At 71.2% G+C, this 21,440-nt stretch carries 22 protein-coding genes, 1 tRNA gene and 1 pseudogene; 10 read left to right on the top strand and 14 right to left on the bottom strand.

From position 1 onward, the window contains the following. Position 1: 1 nt before the first annotated feature. From IEX31_RS09215 to IEX31_RS09230, 4 genes are all read right to left on the bottom strand, one after another. Positions 2-553, bottom strand: coding sequence for an FHA domain-containing protein FhaB/FipA (locus IEX31_RS09215; RefSeq protein ID WP_188743141.1), 552 nt, complete (start codon positions 551-553; stop codon positions 2-4). Continuing rightward, entirely contained in the window at positions 550-1,293 is a 744-nt protein-coding gene (locus IEX31_RS09220; protein WP_188743142.1) for an FHA domain-containing protein, read from the bottom strand. Before IEX31_RS09220 ends, IEX31_RS09215 begins: the two co-directional genes overlap by 4 nt. 66 nt (positions 1,294-1,359) lie before the next feature. Continuing rightward, the gene (locus IEX31_RS09225) at positions 1,360-3,825 is read right to left on the bottom strand and encodes a glycoside hydrolase family 65 protein (protein WP_188743220.1); all 2,466 of its coding nucleotides are present in this window, start codon (positions 3,823-3,825) and stop codon (positions 1,360-1,362) included. Between the two features lie 41 nt (positions 3,826-3,866). Beyond that, positions 3,867-4,730, bottom strand: a complete 864-nt coding sequence (locus tag IEX31_RS09230) for an HAD family hydrolase (RefSeq protein WP_188743143.1) — start codon at positions 4,728-4,730, stop codon at positions 3,867-3,869. Between the two features lie 348 nt (positions 4,731-5,078). On the opposite strand from IEX31_RS09230, the gene IEX31_RS09235 reads away from it, so the two are divergent. Next, positions 5,079-5,165 (top strand) — tRNA-Leu (locus tag IEX31_RS09235). A gap of 451 nt (positions 5,166-5,616) precedes the next feature. Here the strand turns inward: IEX31_RS09235 and IEX31_RS09240 are convergent. The 4 genes from IEX31_RS09240 to IEX31_RS18830 form a co-directional block, all read right to left on the bottom strand. Further along, positions 5,617-6,321: an SOS response-associated peptidase gene (locus IEX31_RS09240; protein ID WP_188743144.1), complete on the bottom strand. Its 705-nt coding sequence runs from the start codon at positions 6,319-6,321 to the stop codon at positions 5,617-5,619. A gap of 45 nt (positions 6,322-6,366) precedes the next feature. Then, a complete protein-coding gene (locus IEX31_RS09245; protein WP_188743145.1) occupies positions 6,367-6,519 on the bottom strand; it encodes a hypothetical protein in 153 nt (50 codons plus the stop codon). Between the two features lie 272 nt (positions 6,520-6,791). After that, positions 6,792-7,154 carry an iron-containing redox enzyme family protein gene (locus IEX31_RS18825; protein WP_229662239.1) on the bottom strand — a complete coding sequence of 121 codons (363 nt, stop codon included), beginning with the start codon at positions 7,152-7,154 and terminating at the stop codon, positions 6,792-6,794. Next, entirely contained in the window at positions 7,070-7,516 is a 447-nt protein-coding gene (locus IEX31_RS18830) for a hypothetical protein (protein WP_229662242.1), read from the bottom strand. Before IEX31_RS18830 ends, IEX31_RS18825 begins: the two co-directional genes overlap by 85 nt. Positions 7,517-7,622: 106 nt before the next feature. On the opposite strand from IEX31_RS18830, the gene IEX31_RS09255 reads away from it, so the two are divergent. Genes IEX31_RS09255 through IEX31_RS09265 form a run of 3 tightly spaced genes read left to right on the top strand, consistent with a single transcriptional unit; the run spans position 7,623 to position 10,326 of the window. Next, positions 7,623-8,102: a universal stress protein gene (locus IEX31_RS09255; RefSeq protein ID WP_188743146.1), complete on the top strand. Its 480-nt coding sequence runs from the start codon at positions 7,623-7,625 to the stop codon at positions 8,100-8,102. A 5-nt stretch (positions 8,103-8,107) separates the two neighbouring features. After that, positions 8,108-9,499, top strand: a complete 1,392-nt coding sequence (locus IEX31_RS09260) for an MBL fold metallo-hydrolase RNA specificity domain-containing protein (RefSeq protein WP_188743147.1) — start codon at positions 8,108-8,110, stop codon at positions 9,497-9,499. Continuing rightward, positions 9,496-10,326: a universal stress protein gene (locus tag IEX31_RS09265; RefSeq protein ID WP_188743148.1), complete on the top strand. Its 831-nt coding sequence runs from the start codon at positions 9,496-9,498 to the stop codon at positions 10,324-10,326. The genes IEX31_RS09260 and IEX31_RS09265 overlap by 4 nt, the downstream gene beginning before the upstream one ends. A gap of 8 nt (positions 10,327-10,334) precedes the next feature. Here the strand turns inward: IEX31_RS09265 and IEX31_RS09270 are convergent, their stop codons facing one another. Beyond that, positions 10,335-11,171: a universal stress protein gene (locus tag IEX31_RS09270; RefSeq protein ID WP_188743149.1), complete on the bottom strand. Its 837-nt coding sequence runs from the start codon at positions 11,169-11,171 to the stop codon at positions 10,335-10,337. 159 nt (positions 11,172-11,330) lie between these two features. Between IEX31_RS09270 and IEX31_RS09275 the strand changes: the two genes are divergently transcribed. Together IEX31_RS09275 and IEX31_RS09280 are read left to right on the top strand one after the other, a co-directional pair. After that, complete coding sequence (locus IEX31_RS09275) at positions 11,331-11,786, top strand: Hsp20/alpha crystallin family protein (protein WP_188743150.1); 456 nt, start codon at positions 11,331-11,333, stop codon at positions 11,784-11,786. Between the two features lie 94 nt (positions 11,787-11,880). Continuing rightward, a complete protein-coding gene (locus tag IEX31_RS09280) occupies positions 11,881-12,327 on the top strand; it encodes a pyridoxamine 5'-phosphate oxidase family protein (protein WP_188743151.1) in 447 nt (148 codons plus the stop codon). A gap of 50 nt (positions 12,328-12,377) precedes the next feature. On the opposite strand, the gene IEX31_RS09285 is transcribed toward IEX31_RS09280, so the two are convergent. Together IEX31_RS09285 and IEX31_RS09290 are read right to left on the bottom strand one after the other, a co-directional pair. Further along, positions 12,378-13,016 (bottom strand): response regulator, encoded by a 639-nt coding sequence (locus tag IEX31_RS09285; protein ID WP_188743152.1) that lies wholly within the window; start codon positions 13,014-13,016, stop codon positions 12,378-12,380. Continuing rightward, positions 13,013-14,731: a sensor histidine kinase gene (locus IEX31_RS09290; protein ID WP_229662223.1), complete on the bottom strand. Its 1,719-nt coding sequence runs from the start codon at positions 14,729-14,731 to the stop codon at positions 13,013-13,015. The genes IEX31_RS09285 and IEX31_RS09290 overlap by 4 nt, the downstream gene beginning before the upstream one ends. A 191-nt stretch (positions 14,732-14,922) precedes the next feature. Here IEX31_RS09290 and IEX31_RS09295 point away from each other — a divergent pair, with 191 nt between their 5' ends. The 3 genes from IEX31_RS09295 (at position 14,923) to IEX31_RS09305 (ending at position 17,524) form a co-directional block, all read left to right on the top strand. After that, positions 14,923-15,744, top strand: a complete 822-nt coding sequence (locus tag IEX31_RS09295; RefSeq protein ID WP_188743153.1) for a universal stress protein — start codon at positions 14,923-14,925, stop codon at positions 15,742-15,744. 339 nt (positions 15,745-16,083) lie between these two features. Then, complete coding sequence (locus IEX31_RS09300; RefSeq protein WP_188743154.1) at positions 16,084-16,548, top strand: hypothetical protein; 465 nt, start codon at positions 16,084-16,086, stop codon at positions 16,546-16,548. Positions 16,549-16,606: 58 nt separating this feature from the next. Then, complete coding sequence (locus IEX31_RS09305; protein WP_188743155.1) at positions 16,607-17,524, top strand: DNA-3-methyladenine glycosylase family protein; 918 nt, start codon at positions 16,607-16,609, stop codon at positions 17,522-17,524. A 60-nt stretch (positions 17,525-17,584) separates the two neighbouring features. Here IEX31_RS09305 and IEX31_RS18835 read toward each other — a convergent pair whose 3' ends face one another. The 3 genes and pseudogenes from IEX31_RS18835 to IEX31_RS09315 form a co-directional block, all read right to left on the bottom strand. After that, positions 17,585-17,854: a BBE domain-containing protein gene (locus tag IEX31_RS18835; RefSeq protein ID WP_229662224.1), complete on the bottom strand. Its 270-nt coding sequence runs from the start codon at positions 17,852-17,854 to the stop codon at positions 17,585-17,587. A 330-nt stretch (positions 17,855-18,184) separates the two neighbouring features. Beyond that, positions 18,185-18,424 (bottom strand): annotated as a pseudogene (locus IEX31_RS19560) (FAD-binding protein); the annotation flags it as partial. A 78-nt stretch (positions 18,425-18,502) separates the two neighbouring features. Beyond that, positions 18,503-18,898 (bottom strand): SHOCT domain-containing protein, encoded by a 396-nt coding sequence (locus IEX31_RS09315; protein WP_188743157.1) that lies wholly within the window; start codon positions 18,896-18,898, stop codon positions 18,503-18,505. Between the two features lie 214 nt (positions 18,899-19,112). Here IEX31_RS09315 and IEX31_RS09320 point away from each other — a divergent pair, with 214 nt between their 5' ends. Beyond that, positions 19,113-21,398, top strand: a complete 2,286-nt coding sequence (locus IEX31_RS09320) for an LLM class flavin-dependent oxidoreductase (RefSeq protein WP_188743158.1) — start codon at positions 19,113-19,115, stop codon at positions 21,396-21,398. Positions 21,399-21,440: the final 42 nt, after the last annotated feature.

Genomic DNA, 21,440 nt, shown 5'->3' on the forward strand with positions numbered 1-21,440 from the left:
GCTACCGCCGCAGCTCGAATGTCGTCGCTCCGACCTTCACCGTGGCTCCGAGCGGGATCGGCGTCGGCACGGTCACTCGGGAGCCGTTGAGGAAGGTGCCGTTCGTGGAGTCGAGGTCCTGGATCATCCAGCGGCCGTTCCACAGCATGAGTCGGGCGTGGTGGGTGGAGGTGTAGTCGTCGCGGATGATGATCGCCGAGTCGCTGGAGCGTCCGATCGTGATCTCGTCGCGGCCGAGCGGGAACTCGGCGCCCGACTTCTGGCCGCTCGTGATCACGAGCCGCGTCGCGTTCTCGGTGGACGCGGTCTCGCCGCCCGGACCGGATGCGGGCGCAGCCGGGTGCGAGGCGGCCGCGGTCGGAGCCCCCGGGGAGGTGCCGGCGGTGGGGAAGACGGATGCCGCGACCGGCGCCGCGGCGGAAGCATCGGGCTGGAGCTTGCGCACCCGCTGGCCGAAGAGGTCGCTGCGCAGGGCGTACACGATCGCGAACACGAAGACCCAGAGCAGCAGGAGGAATCCGAGCTGGAGGACAAGGAGGGTGAGTTCGCTCATTCGCCGGGCCCCCAGAATCCGCCCATGTCGTGGCGCTGGGTTGCCGGGTCGGGTCGGCCACCGGGGGCCGGAGCGGATGCCTGGGCGAGCACGCGGAAGACGATGCGGGTGCTTCCGATGGTGATGACGGAGTCGGGTTCGAGCACGGCCTCCTTCACCGGGGCGCCGTTCAGCTGCGTGCCGTTCGTGGAGCCGAGGTCGCGGACGCGGGCGCGGGTGCCGTCCCACTGCACCTCGGCATGGCGCCGCGAAGCACCGGAGTCGTCGAGCGTGACATCGGCTTCGCTGCCGCGGCCGATGACCGTGTGGCCCTTGAGGATCGGATGGCGGGTGCCGCCCACGTCGAGGACCGGGGTCCACGCGACCTGGCCCTTCACGTTGCGCGAGTCCACCTGCACTATGCCCTCGGTGAGGCCGGGGTCGGCCTGGAGCGCGATGGAGATGCCGCCCGCGAACTGGAAGCGCTGGCTCGCGGCGTGCTTCTGCACGAGGTCGGTGAGCTCGTCGATGAGCGCGGGACCGAGCCCGGCCATCCGGTCATGGTCGGCTGGCGACATCCGCACCGAGAACATGTTGGGCACGAGCACGCGGTCACGCGAGACGACCGCCGCCTTCGTGTCGATCTCGCGCTTGAGCGCCGCGGTGATCTCGACGGGCTGCAGCCCCGAGCGGAAGGTCTTCGCGAATGCGCCGTTGACGGCGCGCTCGAGACCCTTCTCGAAGTTGTCCAGTAGGCCCACAGGTCTCCCGATCCGGTTTCCGTGATTGTGTGACATGGTAGCCCGAGCGGCTGGGAACACCCGCGATCAGTCCACCGCGACCGGCAGTTCCTCCTCGTCGACGTCGAGCGAGAGGGTCGGGATCGACGCCGTGAGCAGCGTGCCGTCGGCGCGGCGCGATCCGGTGACGTCTCGCATGGTAGGGGCGCCGTAGAGGCGCGGCCCCTGCCCCTCGAGCGGCACGGTCACGGGGGCACCGGCGCCGATGACGACATCGAGGCCGCGGACCTTCACGTGCGCGCCGTCGCCAGATTCGACGGTGAACGTGATCGACTCGGGCTCGAGCGTGGCGCGGAGCCGCGTGCCCCGGAGCGTGACGCGGTAGGTGAGACGCGTCCAGTCGTCGGGGAGCCGCGGATCGATCGTGAAGACGCCGTTGTGGTCGCGGAACCCGCCGAAGCCCGAGACCAGGGCGCTCCACACCCCGCCAGTGGACGCGACGTGAACGCCGTCGGCGGCGTTGTGGTGCAGGTCCGCGAGGTCGACGAACAGCGCCGAGCGGAAGTACCGCATGGCGAGCTCGTGGTAGCCCACCTCGGCGGCGATGATCGACTGCACGATGGCCGAGAGCGTCGAGTCGCCCGTGGTCAGCGGGTCGTAGTACTCGAAGTTGGCGCGCTTGTCCTCGCTGGAGAACCGGTCGCCCTGCAGGTAGAGCGCGAGCACGACGTCTGCCTGCTTGAGCACCTGGAAGCGGTAGATGACGAGCGGGTGGTAGTGCAGCAGCAGTGGCCGGCGGTCCTCGGGCGTGTTCTCGAGGTCCCAGAGTTCCTTCTGCAGGAACGCGGAGTCCTGGGGGTGGATGCCGAGCTGCTCGTCGTAGGGGATGTGCATGTGCGCGGCCGCGCGACGCCAGCTCGCGACCTCGCCAGGGGTGACCCCCAGGCGCTCGACGAGCTTGTGGTATGCGATCGGGTCGAGCATCTGCAGGTTGTCGACCGCGCTCGCGGCGGAGGCGAGGTTCGCACGCGCCATGACGTTCGTGTAGAGGTTGTCGTTGACGACCGTGGTGTACTCATCGGGCCCGGTGACGCCGTGGATGTGGAACACGTCGTCGGCGTTCGAGCGCCAGAAGCCGAGGTCCTCCCACATGCGGGCCGTCTCGACGAGGATGTCGATCGCGCCGCGGGCGAGGAAATCCTCGTCGCCGGTGGCTGCGACGTACTGGCACAGTGCATAGGAGATGTCGGCGTCGATGTGGTACTGCGCGGTTCCGGCCGCGTAGTACGCGCTCGACTCCTGGCCGTTGATCGTGCGCCACGGGAACAGGGCCCCGTGCTGGTTCAGCTCCATCGCCCGGCCGCGGGCGGCGTCGAGCATCCGCTGCCGGAAGCGCAGCACGTTGCGTGCCACGATCGGGGCGGTGTAGCTGAGGAACGGGAGTACGTAGATCTCGCTGTCCCAGAAGTAGTGGCCGCCGTACCCCGAGCCCGACACGCCCTTCGCGGCGACGCCGCCGCCGTCGGTGCGGGCGGTGGCCTGCGCGAGCTGGAACAGGTTCCAGCGGGCGGCCTGCTGGATCGCCGGCTGCGCCTCGATCTCGACGTCGGAGCGGGTCCAGTAGTCGTCGAGCCAGGAGCGCTGCTGGTCGAACACCTCGGCGACGCCGAGCTCGGCCGCGCGGTCGAGGGTGCGATCGCAGCGATCGACGAGCTCCCGGGAGGGCACCTTGTGGGCGGTGTGGTAGCTGATCGTCTTGGTGATGCGGATCGGCTTGCCGCGGCTCGCGTGCACCCGGTAGATGTGCTTCGCGAGGTCGTCGCCGATCGAGCCGGTCTCGGTGTACGGATTCTCGGTCGCGATCGAGTGCTCGGCGCCGACCGCGAGGGTCATGTTCGAGTTCGTGGTCTGGTAGCCGAGCACGTACCTGGCGTTCTCGGCCCGTTTGAATCGCGGCTGGAGCACGCGCTCGTTGAACTGCTCGGCCCTGCGCGGGTCGAACCCGGCAGCGGTCTCGGGCACACCCGACCGGTACTCGTCGCGGCCGTCCTGACGGTTCAGGATGTGGCTCGTGAGCGTGACCGCGGCATCCGCGTCGAGCAGTTCCACCTCGTAGTCGAGCACCGCGAGGTGACGGTCGGTGAACGACACCATGCGCCGGCTCGTGATGAGCACGCGCTTGCCCGACGGCGTGCGCCACTCGATGGACCGGCTCAGCACCCCGAGCCGGAAGTCCAGGCGTCGCTCGTAGGAGAGGAGCTCCGCCTCGGTCAGCACGAGCGGCTCGTCGTCGACGTAGAGCCGGATGATCTTGGCATCGGGGACGTTCACGATCGTCTGCCCGACGCGTGCGAACCCGAACGCCTCCTCGGCGTGCCGGATCGGCCAGGTCTCGTGGAATCCGTTCACGAACGTGCCGTGGTAGTGGCCGTCGCGGCCCTCCTCGACGTTGCCGCGGAGGCCCAGGTAGCCGTTGCCAACGGCGAACAGCGTCTCGGTGCGACCCATGTCGTCGACGCCGAACTCGTGCTCGACGAGCGCCCATTCATCCATGGGGAACCGCGTGCGGTTCAGGGGGTCGTGGTCGGCGAACCTCACGCGGGTTCCTCTCGGGCGGTGCTGGGGGAGGGGTCGTTCGCTGGTCGAGTAGCGCCGCCCGGCGCAGCCGGACGCGTATCGAGATCCGCGGATGTCGCGGCGGCGCGCTCGACGGCGGGGATGAGCTCGTCGAGCTCGTCGACGATCACGTCGGCGCCGAGCTTCTCGAGGGCATCGCGTCCGACACCGCGATCGACCCCGATGACGATGCCGAACTCGCCGGCAGCTCCCGCCTTCACGCCCGACTCGGCGTCCTCGACGACGGCGCAGGCCGTGGTGGGCAGGCCGAGGAGCTCGGCGGCGCGTTCGAAGGTGTCGGGCTCGGGCTTTCCGGGGAGGCCCCCGCGCGCGGCCACGGCGCCGTCGACGACGACCTCGAACCGGTCGGCGAGGCCGGCGGCCTTGAGCACGGCGGGCGCGTTCTTCGAGCTCGAGACGACGGCCACGTGGCATCCGCTCGCCTGTACCGCGTCGAGGAACGCGACGCTCGCGGGGTAGGCCTCGACGCCCTCTTCAGCGAGCGTGGCGTTGAAGGCGTCGTTCTTGCGATTGCCGAGGCCGTGCACGGTGTCGTCGGAAGGGGCATCCGTCACCTCGCCCTCCGGCGCCACGATGCCGCGGCTGGCGAGGAGGCTGCGCACGCCGTCGTAGCGGGGCTTGCCGTCGATGTGGGCGAAGTAGTCGGCGTCGGTGTACGGCGCGGCGCCGTGCTCTTCGAGGTACGGCGTGAACAGGCGCGACCAGGCGTGCATGTGCACGACGGCGGTCGGCGTGAGCACGCCGTCGAGGTCGAAGAGGTAGCCGCGGATGCCGCTGAGGTCGAGGTTCTGGGGCACGGTGGACTCGGAAGGGGGGTTCATGGAATGGGGGGAGGTGTCGTGCGCGGTCACGGTCGTCCTCTCGTCGTGTCGGTCGGGGCACCGGACCCGCTGATCGATGCTATTCCCGTGCGACGGGGCGAGCGCAAGTGGCAGTGGAACTCGAAGCAATCCTGAAGGGTCACCGGGGCCGGGCCTGTACCTCACCCCTGTCACCCCATGTTTCCGTTCCCGCGCGGGGTGCTCGTTGTAGCGGTCGCACTGCGCGCGAACGGAAGCATCGGGCGAGCGGCGGATGTCGCGGGCCGCCGCCTGCCGGTCGCCGAATGGCGATTGCCCGGGTCGAGGTGATAACCTCGGTTGGTTGGCGCACTCCGGTGCGCCCCACGTGCGCGAGTGGCGGAATTGGCAGACGCGCTGGCTTCAGGTGCCAGTACTCGCAAGGGTGTGGGGGTTCAAGTCCCCCCTCGCGCACCACAACGGAACGGTGGCACCTTGGGATACCGCCGTTCGCTGTCGGGGGGGTGAAGGTCCGCCGCCGGGGCGAATCGGGCTGGTGATGGCGGTGGCGTCGTGCCAGATGAGTGAGGGTGACTTCCTGGTCAGCATGGACCGGCGCCGCGATGACGTCGCCGGGAAGACGATGACCGACCGGTGGGCGAGGAGCACCCACGACGCGGCCGCACGCGGGGACGCCGGGAACCGGCGCCTGCACCACCGCTGGAAGGTCTTGACCTCGTCCCGCAAGAAGCACACCGTCGCGAACACCGCGATCGCGCGCGAGCTCGCCGGCTGGTGCTGGTCCCTGGCCAGCATGGACCGACCGAAGACTCGTTCACCGGGACCCCCCGAGACGAACGACGAAGCGGCCGCCGAGCAGCCAGCCCGGCCGCCGCTTCACCCTGCCCCTGACAAAACGAGCTACATATCAGTCGAGCGGCTCGATGAGCGACGGATCCTCGGGGTCGGCGGTGCGCGAGTTGTTGACCTTGCGGTCGACCTCGTAGCTGGCGATGGTCGACGCGACCTTCTCGGACTCGGCATCGAGCAGCGCCACCATGTGCTCCTTGCCGGCGTCGTCGAGCTTCACGGGCGCGAGGTACTCGTCCCACGCGTCGCGGTCGAGGAACACGGGCATGCGGTCGTGCACCTCGCCCGAGGCATCCCGGGCCTCGCGCGTGACGATCGAGGTCGAGACCTCCCACCCGTCGCCCACCTTCCGCGCCGTGTAGATACCGGCCGCGGCGAGCATCGGCTGCTCGCCGTGCAGGAAGAAGGCCTGCTTGTGCCCGGGCTCGCCCGTCCACTCGTAGTAGCCCCGCATCGGCACGAGGCAGCGCGATGACGCGAACGCGCCCTTCCAGAGCCCGTTGCTGGCCACCGTCTCGATGCGGGTGTTGAACTGCGGCCGCTTGGACTCCTTCATGAACGACGGGTGGAAGTTCCACACGGCCGCATCGACAGAGCGGGTGACCTCGCCGGTGTCGCGATTCTGGCGCTCGCGCACGATCGGGATGACCTGGGTGGGGGCGATCGAGTACTGCGGCCGCCAGTCGCGGTAGTCGCCGCCCTGTGCGACGAACTCCTGGATCATCTCGTCGACCTTGGCGTCGTTGGCGAAGCGTCCGCACATGCTGCCAGTCTGCACCCGTCCGCCGACATGCGCACGGCCTCGGGTTCAGCCGGGCCGGGCGATCGGCAGCACCTCCGCTCCGCTCGCGGTATCCGCTCCGCTCGCGGCCGCTGCGGTCTCGAGGGCGGCGGCGGTGGGCGCGGCGAGGAGCGAGGGGGATTCGCGGGCGGGAGCGAACTCGAGCGTTCCGAAGCGCATGGTGGCTTCAGCGTACGACGGATGCCGCTCAGCCCTCGCGCCTCGTTCGCGAACCGCCGGCTGCCCACCTCACGGCCCGTCATCGATGGAGCCGCTGGGGTGGACTCCGGCATTGATGCCAGGACAGCATCCGTGTCGCAATCAGTCAGGGATCGACGCCCGGCTCGGCCCGCGCACCAGCAGCGGCCCGTCGGGGCACGCCGTGATCGAGAACGGGCCAGCGGGGCGAGCGTGCAGAGCGGATGCCTAGCGAGCGGATGCCTCGGCGCCCGTCACAGCGGCCTCCGCAGCGCCGACTCGCCACGCTCGAACCGCTCGCGCAGGCCGCCCCAGAGCCGCCCGTCGACCGAGAGGCACGCCGCCACGCCGAACAGGAGGTCGCGGGCCAGGTGCGGCTCCTCCTCCGCGAGCGCACCGGCGAGATCGCGAGCGGCAAGCTGCTCGTGCACCGCGTCGGCCTCAACGTGCTCGTCGAAGTGGTCGGCGACGTCCTCGCCGAAGCCCAGCCGCCGCAAGCCGTTCGCGTAGGCGCGGCAGGGCAACGACGACGTCATCTCGTATGCGGCGAGGTGGCCGACGATCGCGCCGCGTAAGCGCCGCCGGTGCAGGCCGAACAGCGACCGATCGAGCGGCAGGCGAGGATCTCGCGCACCTGCGCTGCGGTGGCATCCCGTTCGACGAACGCCGACAGGCCCGGCGATCCGTCGTCGCCCACGAGCGCGAACAGGGCCTCGGGCACGCCACGCGTGGCGACCGGTTGCCGCACCGAGCGCCGGAGCGTCTCCTCGAACTCGCACTCGCGTTCGATCGGCACGCGCACGGCGAGCGGGCGCGGATCCCACTCCCACGAGTCGGACACGTCCTCGAGCCCGCCGTAGTGCAGCTCGTACATGAGGAAGAGGGCGAGTTGCACGTCGTCGTCGGTGAGCAGGTCCACGGATGCCGCGAGCCCTTCGGTCGTCGGGTGATGGTCATGACTGCCCCCTCGGTCGGTCATGCCCCCACCGTACGGAGGTCGCCGCCCGGCGCCGCAGGGGTTGACCGGGAACCCCATGTGACCTTCGGCCCGATCTCCCACGCTCCCCTGCGGCGATGATTCGGACATGGCGGAGACACCGAGGGATCCGAATCCACCAGAGCCGAGCCATGAGCCCGAACCGGGTCCCCCGGGCGTGATCGTCGGCGTCGACGGATCCGAGTCGTCGGTGGCGGCCCTGCGGTACGCGGCCGACCTGGCGCCGAAGCTGGGCCTCCGTGTGCGTGCCCTCGCGGTGTGGAACTACCCGGTGTTCATCTACGGCGGGTACTACCCGCAGATCGACTGGACGCCCGAGGACGACGCCGAGCGCATCGTCGCGCGGTCGGCCGAGGAGGTGTTCGGCACCGAGCTGCCCGAGTGGTTCGCGACCCGCATCCGTCTGGGGCGCCCGGCCGAGACGCTCATCGACGAGTCGAGGTACGCCGAGATGCTCGTCGTCGGCAGCCGCGGACACGGAGGGTTCGCCGGGTTGCTCCTCGGATCGGTCAGCGCCGCGTGCGCCGAGCACGCGCACTGCCCGGTGCTGGTCGTGCACGGGCGTTGATCCCGATGGCGGCACGCCTGCGGTTCCTCGGCGCGGCCGACAGCGTCACCGGTTCGAAGTTCCTCATCGACACCGGCGACACCCGGGTGCTCGTCGACTGCGGGCTGTTCCAGGGCTTCAAGGTGCTCCGCGAGCGCAACCGCGCGCCGTTCCCCGTGCCGCCCGAGTCCATCGATGCGGTGGTGCTGACCCACGCCCACCTCGACCACTCGGGGTACCTTCCCGCGCTCGTACGCAACGGATTCCACGGACCTGTGTACACGACCGGCGGCACCGCCGAGCTGTGCGGGGTCATCCTGCCCGACAGCGGGTACCTCCTCGAGGAGGAGGCCAGGCACGCGGCATCCGGCCGCTGGTCCTCCCACCGCGACCCGACTCCGCTGTACACGGCGGCGGATGCCACGCGGTCGCTGGAGCGGTTCGTCCCCGTCGACTTCGACGAGACCCGCCGGATCGGGCGAGAGCTCGTATTCACCCTCGTGCCGGCCGGCCACATCCTGGGGGCCGCGGGCGTCCGCGTGCGGGTCGGCGGATCCGTCGTGCACTTCACGGGCGACCTGGGCCGGCCGAACGACCCGCTCATGCACCCTCCACGTCCGCTCGAGTCGGCATCCGTGCTCGTGGCCGAGTCCACCTACGGCGACCGACTGCATCCCCCGGCCGACGTCGAGGAAGAGCTCGGCAGCGTCGTGCGCCGAGTCGCGAAGCGAGGCGGCGTCGTGCTCATCCCGGCGTTCGCCGTCGGCCGCACCGAGACCGTGCTCCTGCACCTGTCGCGCCTCCGGGATCGCGGCGAGATCCCCGACCTCCCCATCTTCCTGAACAGCCCGATGGCGGTCGACGCCGCCGCGATCTACCGACGCCACCCCGAGGAGCATCGGCTCGACTCCGACGAGCTCGCGCGCATGTATGGGCTCGCCACGCCCGTGCACACGGTCGACGACTCGAAGCTCCTGAACCTTCGCGGCGGACCGATGATCATCGTCTCGGCGAGCGGCATGCTGACCGGCGGCCGCATCCTGCACCACCTCGTCGCCTACGGACCCGATCGCCGCAACGCGATCGTGCTCACGGGCTACCAGGCGGGCGGCACCCGCGGCTCGACGCTCCTCGGCGGTGCGACGTCGCTGCGCATCTTCGGCGAGGACGTGCCGATCCGCGCCGAGGTCGTCTCCATCGACGGCATGTCCGCGCACGCCGACGCCGACGAGCTCATGGCGTGGATGCGCACCGTCGACGAGCCGCCCGACATGGTCTACGTGACGCACGGCGAGGCCGTCGCGTCCGACACCCTTCGCGCCCGCATCAAGCGGGAGCTCCACTGGCAGGTGCGCGTGCCCGAGCACCTGGAACGCGTGCGGATCGACGCACCCGAACGACAGGAGGTCGCATCATGACCGATCACGTGATCCTCGCCCTCGACGGCGGCGCCGCCAACGCGGTCGCCGAACGCTGGGTGGCCGAGCGGTGGCGGCACTTCGGCGTGGACGTCGAGGTGACGACCGTGCTCGAGCACGTGCCGCTGGCGGCGGGATACCCCGACGTCGAGCGCGACCGACGTCGGGAGCGGCTGGATCGCGTCGCCGAGCGGTTGCGCGAGCGGCTTCCGGATGCCACGGTGCGCGTCGTCATGCGCCAGGGCGACATCGTCGACGAGCTCCTCGACGCCTCGAGGTCGGCCAACCTCGTCGTCATCGGCATGACCTATGTCGACGCCATCGACGAGCTCGCGCACCTGCCGCTCGGACTGCGCCTCGCGGGCCGCACGAAGGGCGTACTCGTCGTGGTCCCGACCGCGTGGGAGGGCGGCGGCACCGGCGTGGTCGCCGGGTGGGATATGGATGCCGCCGGCGAGGCCGCCATGGCGTTCGCCGCCCGCGAGGCGCGGCACGCGGCATCCGCGCTGACCATCGTGCACGCCGGCCACGGCGACCTGCCACGCGACCTCGAACTCGCGGCCGAGCGGATCCGCGCGAGTCACCCCGAAACCCCGGTGAACGTGGTGCCGAACGAGCGGTCGGCCGCCGACGCGATCCTCGAGACCGCGCGCGGCGCCGCCCTCGTGGTGGTGGGATCGCGCGGTCGGGGCCCGCTCGAGGACCTGTTCCTCGGGTCGGTGAGCGAACACGTGCTCGCCAGGTCGTCGGTGCCCGTCGCCGTCGCGCCGGTGCCCGCCGAGCCGATCGACGTGTCGCCGGGCCTCGAGGATGAGGACCTCATGTGACGCGAGGGTCAGTCCCGCGGCCCGACGATCATGAGCGGCACCGGTAGCGAGACGAGCAGCTCGTGGCTCACCGAGCCCAGGAGGAACCTCACGACGTTGCCACCGCCGTGGCTGCCGACCACGAGCAGCGCCGAGCCCTCCGCGACCCGCTGCAGCACCTCGGCGGCAGGCCCGGGCTCGAGCCGGCCGGTCGCGCGTGAGTGGAGGCCCCTGGCGAACTCGACCGCCTCGTCGAGGACGCCGCGGTGCATGTCCTCGAGGGCCTCGACGTCGCCCACGTACTCGCCGTAGGCCGCGTTCCACCCGGGTGGGATGCTCCACGCGTGCACGACCTCGAGGTCGGCGCCGAGGCGCTTCGCCTCGGCGGCGGCCGTCTCGACGGCTCGCATCGACGCGGGGGAGCCGTCGACTCCGACGACGACGGCGGAACGTGCGCCCGTCGTCGGAGCCGACGGGATGACCGCCACGGTTCCCCCGCCGTGACGGCCGGCCAGTCGGGATCCCACGGTCCAGCGGGAGCCCCGATGCGTCGCTGGTGCGCCCACGACGACCAGCGTGTCGGGGCCGAGCTCCTCGGCGAGCGCGCTGCTCGGCGAGCCATGCTCGGTCTCGGTCGTGATGCTCAGGTCGGGCCGGCCGGCACGAAGCCGCTCGGCCACCTCCATGAGTCGGACGCGCTCGGTCGACAGTTCGCCGCCCGCCCGCTGGTACTCGCCCGACGTGGCCGTGCCGCCGATCGCACGCACGATCTTCAGCGGCGTTCCGACTCCGCGGGCGACCGCCCACTCGAGTGCGGCCTCCGATTCCGGCGTGCCGTCCCAGCCGACCACGATGCGTGTGAACATGACGGCAGGCTGCCCCAGCAGGCGGCGCCGACATCGGGTCGAAGGTCACATGGGTTTGGCCCAGGGGCGCCGACGAGGGACCTTCGGCCCGGCCCCGGCATCCGTGGGCTCGTACGTTCGAAGCACACCGGTTGAGCATCGCTCATGAAGGGAGCCACCATGGCTGGATCACTCAGCCGCTTCGACCCGTTCGCCGAGCTCTCGGCGCTGCAGAAGCAACTCTTCTCCGAGGGGTTGTTCGGTTTGGGCCGACGGCCGTTGCCGACCACCGACATCTTCACGGAGGACGACTCGAAGCTGACCGTCGAGGCGCACCTCCCCGGATTCGCGGAGGGCGACATCGAGATCGACGTCGACCAGGGCGCGCTCGTCATCCGCGCCGAGAAGCACGAGAAGGAAGAGGACAAGGGCAAGAAGTACGTCGTGCGCGAATCGAGCTCGAGCTACTACCGCCGCATCCAGTTGCCCGAGCAGGCCGATGAGGACGCCGTGACGGCGTTGTTCGAGACGGGCGTGCTGCGGGTGACGGTGCCGTTCAAGGAACTGCCGAGCCCGCGGAAGATCTCGATCAACCGCGGCGGGCCGTCCGACGCCGGAGGTGGCGCGGCCTCGTGACGTTCGCGGGCCTGACAGGGGTCCTGGGCCTGTCCGGCCCGGTCTCGGGACCTTGGGCCTTGCCGACGGATGATCCGCCCGCGAGACTCGAGGAATGACAGACGACGTTGACGACCGACCGCCGACTCGAGCCCTCACCGAAGACGAGTGCTGGCAACGCATCGCCGAGGCATCCTTCGGGCGTGTCGCGGCGGCGGCGGCCGGCGAGGTCGACATCTTCCCCGTGAATCACGCGGTCGACTCGCACGGCGCCGATGCCCGCACGATCGTGTTCCGCACGTCGCCGGGCACCAAGCTCATCGAGCTGACCATCCACGAGGGTGTCGCATTCGAGGTCGACGGGTTCACCGACGCCGAGGCGTTCAGCGTGGTCGTCAAGGGCACGGCGGAGCAGTTCGACCGTCGGGGCGAGGTCGAGGCCGCCGAGAAGCTCGGCGTCACCCCGTGGGCTCCCGAGGAGAAGACCCGGTGGGTGCGGATCACCCCACGCGAGGTGAGTGGTCGCACGTTCCAGCGACGGCGGGTCGCGCCGGTCGGCTGACCGCGTGGCCCGGACGACGGATGCCGCGGGGTCGACCTCGTGGCATCCGCTCACCGCGGCTGGTCGCGGTGCTCGAGCTGGTAGACGGCTGCCTGCGTGCGCCGTGCGAACCCGAGCTTGCGGAGCAGGCCCGAGACGTAGTTCTTGACGGTCTTCTCGGCGAGGTCGAGATGCTCGCCGATCTGCCGGTTGGTGAGGCCCTCGGCGATGAGGGCGAGCACCTGCCGCTCGCGCAGGTTGAGGGAGCCGAAGCGCGGGTCGTCACGATCCTCGGCCGCGGCGCTCGCCGCCACCCGCTTCGTGGCGGCGGCATGCAGCAGGTTCCGCCCCCCCGCGGCGGCTCGTACGTGGTCGACGAGCTTCGAGCCGTTGATGTCCTTCAGCACGTGACCCGACGCCCCCGCGAGCACCGCGCTCATCGCGGCCTCGTCGTCGTCGTACGCCGTGAGGATCAGGCACCGGATCTCGGGATGCCGCGACCGGATCTCGCGGCACAGCGCGACGCCGTCGCCGTCGGGCAGCCGCATGTCGAGCAGCGCGACGTCGGGCAGGGTGGCGTCGATGCGGGAGAGGGCCCGCGCGACGTCGCCCGCCTCGCCGACCACCTCGAGGTCGTCCTCGCGTCGCAGCAGCTCGGCGACCCCCCGCCGCACGATCTCGTGGTCGTCCACAAGGAACACGCGCGTCATGCGTCGACTCCATCCACCGGGTCCGCGGGAACCGTCCAGCGCACCGTGGTGCGACCGGGCTCGGAATCGATGTGCAGGCGGCCACCGCGGCGTTCGGCGCGGGTCTGCACGTTCGCGAGGCCGCTGCGCCGGCCCGAGGCGGGGATGCCCGTGCCGTCGTCGTCGACGGTGACGCGCACGGCGGTCTCGTTCGCCACGATCGAGAGCCGCACGGTGGAGGCAGAGGCATGCCGGACGGCGTTGGTGAGCAGTTCCCGCGACACGGCGGCGACGTCCTCGGCGACATCGCCGGTGACGATGAGGTCGACGGGTCCGCTGAAGCTCACCGCGATGGGCTGGGGCAGCGATGGCGAGCACTCGGCCGCGATGTCGAGGAGGCGGCGGCGGAGCGAGCTGTCGGCCTCGGGGCGCGGCGACATCGCGAAGATGATGGTGCGGATCTGCGTGATGGTGTCGTCGAGCGTCGTGACCGCCGACTGGAGTCGCCGGGCGAGCTCCCGTTCCGGGGTCGAGCCCGCGAGCGCCTGGAGTTCGAGACCGGCGCCGAACAGCTGCTGGATGACGTGGTCGTGCAGGTCGCGCGCGATGCGGGAACGGTCGTCGGCGAGCAGCGCCCGCTGGCGCTCCTCGCGGGCGCGCGCCAGTTCGATCGCCAGGCCCACCTGATTGGCGAGGTCGTCGCCGATGCCGAGCTCGGCCGGCGTGAAGTGCCCCTTGCCCGGGGCCCGGCCCACGGCCACGACGCCCCAAGCCGAGGACGGGTTCTTCAGGGCCAGGAACATCGTCGGTCCGACGCCGTCGCCGTCCATGACGGCCAACGCATCGCTGGTGCTTCCCGCCCGCCCGCCCGGTCGCGCGCGGGACTCCCCGCTCTCGAACACCACCGCGGCGGCGGTGCGCATCCACGGGATCACCGCACCGCCGAGCGTCTCGGCACCGAGGCCGCGCGCCTCGGCGACGCGGACCGTGAGCGGGTCGGGGCCCGGAACGACGATGCAGATGCGGTCGGCCCCGGTGCGCGCGATGAGCTCGTCTGCGAGCATCGGCACCGCCGCGGCGCTCGCCGTGCCGAGCAGCGCCGACGTGATCTGCGCCGACGACGCGGTCCACGACTGCCGCACGCGCGTCTCGTCGTACAGCCGGGCGTTGGCGATCGCGAAGCCCGCGGTCGCCGCGAGAGCCGTGACCAGGTCTTCGTCCTCCAGGGTGAACTCGCCCGCTCGCGGGTTCGAGAGGTAGAGGTCGCCGAAGACGTCGTCGCGTACCCGGATGGGCACGCCGAGGAATGCTTCCATCGCCGGATGCCCCTTGGGGAAGCCCACCGAGCGCGGGTCGTCGGAGATGTGCCGCAGCCGGATGGGACGCGGGTCGTCGATGAGTGCCCCGAGCACGCCGTGGCCCTCGGGAAGGTGACCGATCCGCGCCACCGCATCGGGAGCCATGCCCACGTGGATGAACTCCTCGAGCCCGCCCTCGGGCGCTACGACGCCGAGCGCACCGTACTCCGCGTCGACGAGTTCGACGCCGGCCCGGACGATGCGCTCGAGCACCATGGGCAGCTCGATGGGCTCCACCACGGCCTGGGTGGCGTGCAGCAACGCCCGCAGGCGGCCCTGCGTGGCGGTCACGTCGTCGGCGCGGTCGACGAGATCGTGCAGCGCTCGGTCCAGCTCCGACCTCGGCTGGTCGGAAGGCGGCAGCATCCGCTCCGGCACGGCTCCCCCTCCGATTCGCGGGTTGTCCGCAGGCTATCACCGGTCTCGCGTCACGCACGAGGGCGCGGCCGGGCATCGGAGGGACCAATGGCCCGATGCGCGATGCGCGATCAGGTGATGCTGGGACGAAGCGATCGGTAACATCGCGGCAGCGCCTTCGCCGCGTCGCATCGCAGGAAAGACGGTGAAGCATGGAACGGGCGATCCTCGTCGGCGTCGACGGCTCGATCGCGAGCCGGGCGGCGGTGGCGTGGGCGATCGAACGGGCTGAGGACATCGGGGCGGATGTCACGCTGCTGTTCGTGGTCGACGACGAGTGGGGCACGATCAGCGATCGGGACCTCACGGAACTCCGCAGCACTGCCGAGCAGACCGCCGCGCGCGAGCTCGAGTACGCGCGCGAGCAGGCCGGTGCCGTCGCCGTGAGCGCCCGCGTGGCCGTGGGGGCGCCCATGCTGGTGCTCGCCTCCGAGGCGTCCGCGTTCGAATCGGTCGCGATCGGCACGCACAAGGCGGGGTCCTTCCACGGCCATGCGCTGGGCTCCCGGAGCCTGCAGCTCGCGGCAATGGCGCCCGTGCCGACGACGATCGTTCCCGTCTCGGCGTCACCCGGCCGCAGCGGCGTGGCCGTGGGCGTCGGCGACGAGCCCGGCTGGATGGACCCGGTGCGCTTCGCCGCGCACGAGGCCGTGCGACTCGGGGAGCGCCTCATGCTCATCCGTTCGGGCGGGCCGGATTCGACCGACGACGAACGGGCCCTCGGCCTCGTGCGGGAACTCCCCGAGACGAGCGAGCTCGAGGCCGGCATCGTGGTGCGCCGGTCGACCTCGTCGCCCGGCGAGGCGCTCGCCGCGGTGTCACGCCGCGCCGTGGTCACGGTGAGCGGGCGGCCGACCGCCCCCGGCGTGCAGGGCTTCCGGCCGCTGGGGCGCACGAACAACGATCTGCTCATGAACGCCGGCGGACCGGTGATGATCGTCCCGTTCCGAGCCGCCGCGCCCGTCACCGCCTGACGCGTCGCCGCTCCAGCAGGAGGGCACCGGCGCCGGCCGCCGCGCCCCACGCCGCGAGCACGGCCAGGTCGAACCACGGCACCGTCGCGGCATCCTTATTCATGCGGCGGTGAGCCCGTGCTGCACGTGCACGAGGGGGAACACGGCCGCCACCGACACGATCTCGGCGGTGCGCGCCGAGGGGGCCACCGACGCCACGGCAATGCCCAGGGCGCAGGACGACGCGAGCGCGACGGCAGCTCTCCCGACGGATGCCCCGCGCCCTGTTCTTGGCCGCTGCGGCCGGGTTCCCGACGCTCATCCGGATCTTCGTGTCAGATGGTGTTCATCCCGTTCAGCGTGCTGCTGGCGGTGTATTTCGCGCTCGGCCTCGAGGAGTTGGGGTTCGTGATGCTGCTGCTCGGCCTGTTCGGCCGCCGGTCGTCCGCCCCCCGATTCGGTGACAGCAGGTCGCTTCGCCCGGTATGGTGCTGGATCATGGGGGCAATCGACACCGAATCCATCGCAGAGAAGCCGAAGCAGTTCTCCATGCAGGGGGCGCCGGCGAAGGTGCTCTGGTGGGGAATCGTGGTAGCCGTGGTCGGGGCGCTGCTGCTCGTCTTCGGGCCGGTGTTCCTGGACCAGCTGGATCTCGGCGCCGTCGGGCTGGGCCAGACCATCCGCATCGCGCTCGAACTCGCCCTGCTGTTCGTTCGCGGAATCCTCCCGCCGCTCGGCGCCGCCCTCATCGCAGCGGGGATCGTGATGGCCTTCATTCAGGCCCAGTACCCGCGCCGGAAGTCGGTTCGCCACAACTGGAAGTGACGATTGCGGCGGCATATGCCCGTCGGTCGCTGTCAGGCGCGTGGGGCACACTGGAGCAGTGATCGCCGAGCATGCCCTGACCTGGAGCCCGCGGCATCCGACCGACCTGCACCAGACGATCGGGTCGCTGCGGCGGGGGCCCGGCGACCCCACCTTCCACGTCGACGCCGCCGGCGGGCTATGGCGCACGACCCGCACCGACGAGGGCGCGGCCGCGCTCCGGTACACGCAGCCGGCCCCCGACGAGCTGCGCTGCGAGGGCTGGGGCGCGGGGGCGCGCGCGGCGGTCGCGTCGGCGCCCGAGCTCCTCGGGGAACGTGACGATCCGACCGGCTTCGACCCCGGCATCCGGATGCTCGACGACGCGCACCGGGGCAATCCCGGCCTGCGCATCCCGCGCACCGGGCGCGTGCTCGACGCCCTGGTGCCCGCGATCCTCGAGCAGAAGGTCATCACGCTGCAGGCGCACGACTCGTGGCGGCGACTCGTGTGGCGGTTCGGCGAGCCCGCGCCCGGGCCCACACCGCGCCGAATGGTGGTCGTCCCGACCCCCGAGCGCTGGGCATCCATTCCCGTGTGGGAGTGGCACGGCGCCGGCGTGGACCCGCGTCGGGCCCGCACGATCGTCAACGCAGCGCGCTACGCGGCCCGGCTCGAGGAGGCGGTCGGCATGAGCCCGGAGGATGCCGCGGCGCGCCTCACCCTGCTGCCCGGCATCGGGGCCTGGACGGCCGCCGAGGTGGCGCAGCGCGCTCTCGGCGACGCGGATGCCCTCTCGGTGGGCGACTACCACCTGTCGAACTACGTGGGCCACGCCCTGTGGGGCCGCGACATGACCGATGCCGAGATGGTCGAGGCCATGGCGCCGTGGGCCGGGCATCGATACCGCGTCGTGCGCCTGCTCGGCGCGGCCGGGGTTCGCGACCGGCCGCGGCGCGGGCCGCGCATGCCGTTCGTGGATCACCGCGCGATCTGAGCCGACCCTCCGGCCGAAGCGGGTCCGCGCCGGTCAGGCTCCGTCGGTCGGACCTCGCCGTCAGTCGCCGCCGGTCAGCGCCTGGGCGGACGTGAAGACCCCGGCAGGATCCCACTCGGCTTTCGCCGCGCGAAGCCGGCCGAGGTTCTCGGCGAAGTACTGCTGCGGCCAGTCCTCGATGGCCCGATTCGGGAAGTTCTGGTAACTCTCTCTGGGGGTGTGCGCCTCGAGCACATCGGTCGCGGCGCTCGTCCACCCCTCGAGGTCGGCGACGAGCGCGGCATCCGTGAGGTTCGCCCAGACCGGCGTCGGACGCAGCAACTCGGTCATCCACGATGCGCTGCAGCGCCGCCTCGGGCAACGGTGCATCGGCGTACCGCGAGATGTCACCCCACGAGTGGTCCTCGGACTCGGGATTCGTGAACCGGGGTGCAACCTCCCAGAACGGTTCAACGCGGATGTCGCGGCTCGACGGCGGGGGAGTGGCCTCGTCGAGGAGCGGCGCCACGATCGCCATGAAGTCGTCCTCGGAGCCGAGGAACTGGCCGCGTACGAAGACGTCTTTCGCGGCCCGTCGTCGCCGGCCGGGGTCGCCTGGATACCGAACGGAGACGGTCGCTCGTGAGGCCCGCCCAGCGCGAGTGGTAACCCGATGCCGCCGCCGTGCACGAGCCGGCCGACCCCGACGCTGAGGCACGTGCCGCCGGGCAGGAGCCACCCGCCGTCGCGCGTCGCGGCGAGGATGTCGGCGTTCGTCGCAGCGCCGCCCACCGTCATGCGGCCGTCGGATCCGACCCGTACCGACGAAAGCCGCGACAGGTCGATGACGAGGCCGGTCGTCGTCGACAGCCCGGCATAGTTGTGGCCGCCCCCGCGCACGGTGAGCGGCGGTCCGTGCACGCCGCGAGCCCGACGCCGGCTACGGCGAGCGTTCCGGCGAGGAGGAACGTGCGGCGGTCGAACGCCGGCACGGTCGTCTCAGTACTTGTCGCCCAGTGCCTTCGCCTTCAGCGCCTCGAACTCGCCCTGCGTGATCACGCCCTGGTCGCGCAACGCCTGCGCCTTGGCGATCTCGTCGGTCGGGCTCGCGAACGACACCGAGCGGACGTACGCGTCGCTGTACTCCTGGTACTCCACCTGCTTGCGCGCCGACCGCTCCGCCATGCCCTTGCCGCGCGCGATGACGTAGACGAGCGCGGTGATGAACGGGACGAACACCAGGAAGATCAGCCAGACCGCCTTGAGCCAGCCGTTGAGCGATCGGTCGCGGAAGATGTCGAAGATGACATAGAAGAGCGCGAACAGGTAGACCATGTACGCGAAGATCCAGAACAGCAGCCAGAACCAGTCCCAGATGCCCTGCAGGAAGTTCATGTGGAGTCCATTCTCGTCCCGCCGAGCCGGGTGGCCCGGTCCCCTGGCGTCAACGTAGCGCAGTCGCGAGGCCGGAGGCCAGAGGCTGAGCCCGTCGACTCAAGCCCCGCGTCGCGCCGTTCCGGTTGCGGCGGCTAGCCACCGCCTCGCGATGCCGACCGCGGTGCACCACCATGGGAGCAGCGCACACTCGCCACGAATCGATCGGAGCACGATGTACTACGGCCACGAGTTGCAGTTCGGCACCTTCATCACGCCGCGCAACGGCCCGCCGCATGCGGCCGTTCGCCTCGCGGAGCTGAGCGAGGCATCCGGCTACGACCTCGTCACCTTCCAGGACCACCCCTACCAGCCGGCGTTCCACGACACCCAGACGTTGCTCACGTGGGTCGCGGCACGCACCGAGCGCATCCACCTCTCGGCGAACGTCGCGAACGTGCCGCTTCGCCCGCCCGCCGTGCTCGCTCGTGCTGCGGCGAGCCTCGACCTGCTCTCGGGCGGTCGTTTCGAGCTGGGGCTGGGGGCCGGTGGGTTCTGGGACGCAATCGAGGCCATGGGTGGTCGCCGGCTCACGCCGGGGCAGGCCGTCGACGCACTGTCGGAGGCGATCGACATCATCCGCGGAATCTGGGACCAGGGCGACCGCACGCGCTTCGAGGTCGACGGCCGGTACCACCGGGTGAGCGGTGCGAAGCGTGGACCGGCACCCGCGCACAACATCCCGATCTGGATCGGCGCGCTGAAGCCCCGGATGCTGCGCCTCGTCGGGCGCAAGGGCGACGGCTGGCTCCCCTCGCTCGCGTACCTGCAGCCGGGCGACTTCGCCAAGGGCAACGCGACCATCGACGAGGCCGCCCGGGCGGCCGGGCGCGACCCCCGCGAGATCCGCCGCATCGTGAACGTCGGCGGGCGGTTCTCGGCGGGCTCTGGCGGCGGATTCCTCGACGGACCGGCCGAGCAGTGGGTCGACCAGCTGCTGCCGTACGTGGTCGACGACGGCGTCGGCACTTTCATCCTTGCGAGCGACGATCCCGGCACGATCCAGCACTTCGCCGTGGAGGTGGCGCCAGCCCTCCGGGAGGCGGTCGCCCGAGAGCTGAGGCGATCGGATGCCGCCACCGTCGTCGCGCCGTCCACCTGGGTCGCCCGCAGCTCGGCGGTGCGCGCGAAGCGCCGCGACGGGATCGACTACGACGGACTCCCGCCCGCGCTCGCCGCGGATGCCATCGAGCCGGGCGACGCCGGTTACACGCGGGTGCGGTCGACGTACCTGCGAGGCGGCTCACCGGGACTCGTGCTCCGGCCCCGCACCCCCGAGGAGGTCGCACTCGCCGTGGGGTACGCACGCACGCATCGCGGCCTGCCTCTGGGCGTGCGCAGCGGCGGCCACGGGATCAGCGGCCGCTCGACCAACGACGGTGGGATCGTCATCGATGTGTCGCGTCTCGACGGCATGGAGGTACTCGACGCGTCGTCGCGGCTCGTGCGCATCGGTGCGGGCGCACGATGGAAGGACGTCGCCGAGTTCCTCGCCCCGCACGGCTGGGCGCTCTCGTCGGGCGACTACGGCGGGGTCGGCGTGGGGGGACTCGCGACCGCGGGCGGCATCGGCTGGCTCGTGCGCGAGCACGGCCTGACGATCGACCATCTGCGCGCCGCCGAGCTGGTGCTCGCCGACGGTCGCATCGTGCGAGCGGATGCCGCGGAGCATCCGGAGCTCTTCTGGGCCGTGCGCGGCGCCGGCGCGAACGTCGGCATCGTCACCGCGTTCGAGTTCGAGGTCGACGAGGTCGGTGACGTCGGCTTCGCCCAGCTCGCCTTCGACGCGAGCGACACGGTCGGGTTCCTGCAGGCGTGGGGCGACTGGGTCGTCGACGCGCCGCGCGACTTGACGAGCTTCCTCATCATGGGCGGCGCGGCTCCCGGGCAGACTCGGGTGGCGCAGGTCATGGCCGTCGTCGACTCCGATGACCCCGCGACGGTGCTCGAGCGGTTGCAGCCGCTCGCCGAGGTGGCGCCGCTCCTTGCGCAGGACGTGCGCATCACGAGCTATCGGCAGGTCATCTCGAACTCCTCCGACGATGCCCACGGCGCCGAGGGGGAGCCACTGTCGCTCTCGGGCCTCATCGGCCGAGTCACGCCCGAGTTCGCCCGCGACGCCGCGCGGTTCCTCGATGACGGCGGCACGTACTTCTTCCAGCTGCGTGCGGTCGGCGGCGCGGTGCACGACGTGGCGGCGGATGCCACGGCCTTCGCGCACCGCTCGTCGGAGTTCTCCGTGGTGGCGCTCGGCACCGCGCGCCTTCGCACCGACGAGTTGTGGCGCGAGTTGATCGCCCCGCACGTCGACGGCGCCTACCTGAGCTTCGACACCCGGCAGGACGACGAGCAGGTCGAGGCGGTGTTCCCGCCCGCGACGCTCGCGCGGCTCCGGTCGATCAAGGCGGAGGTGGACCCCGACAACCTGTTCCGCGACAACGCGAACGTGCGGCCGATGTAACGCGGTTCGCTAGTCGTCGACTGTTTCGCTTCGGATGTCGGT

This window comes from Agromyces bauzanensis, assembly GCF_014645655.1.
Lineage (GTDB): Bacteria > Actinomycetota > Actinomycetes > Actinomycetales > Microbacteriaceae > Agromyces > Agromyces bauzanensis.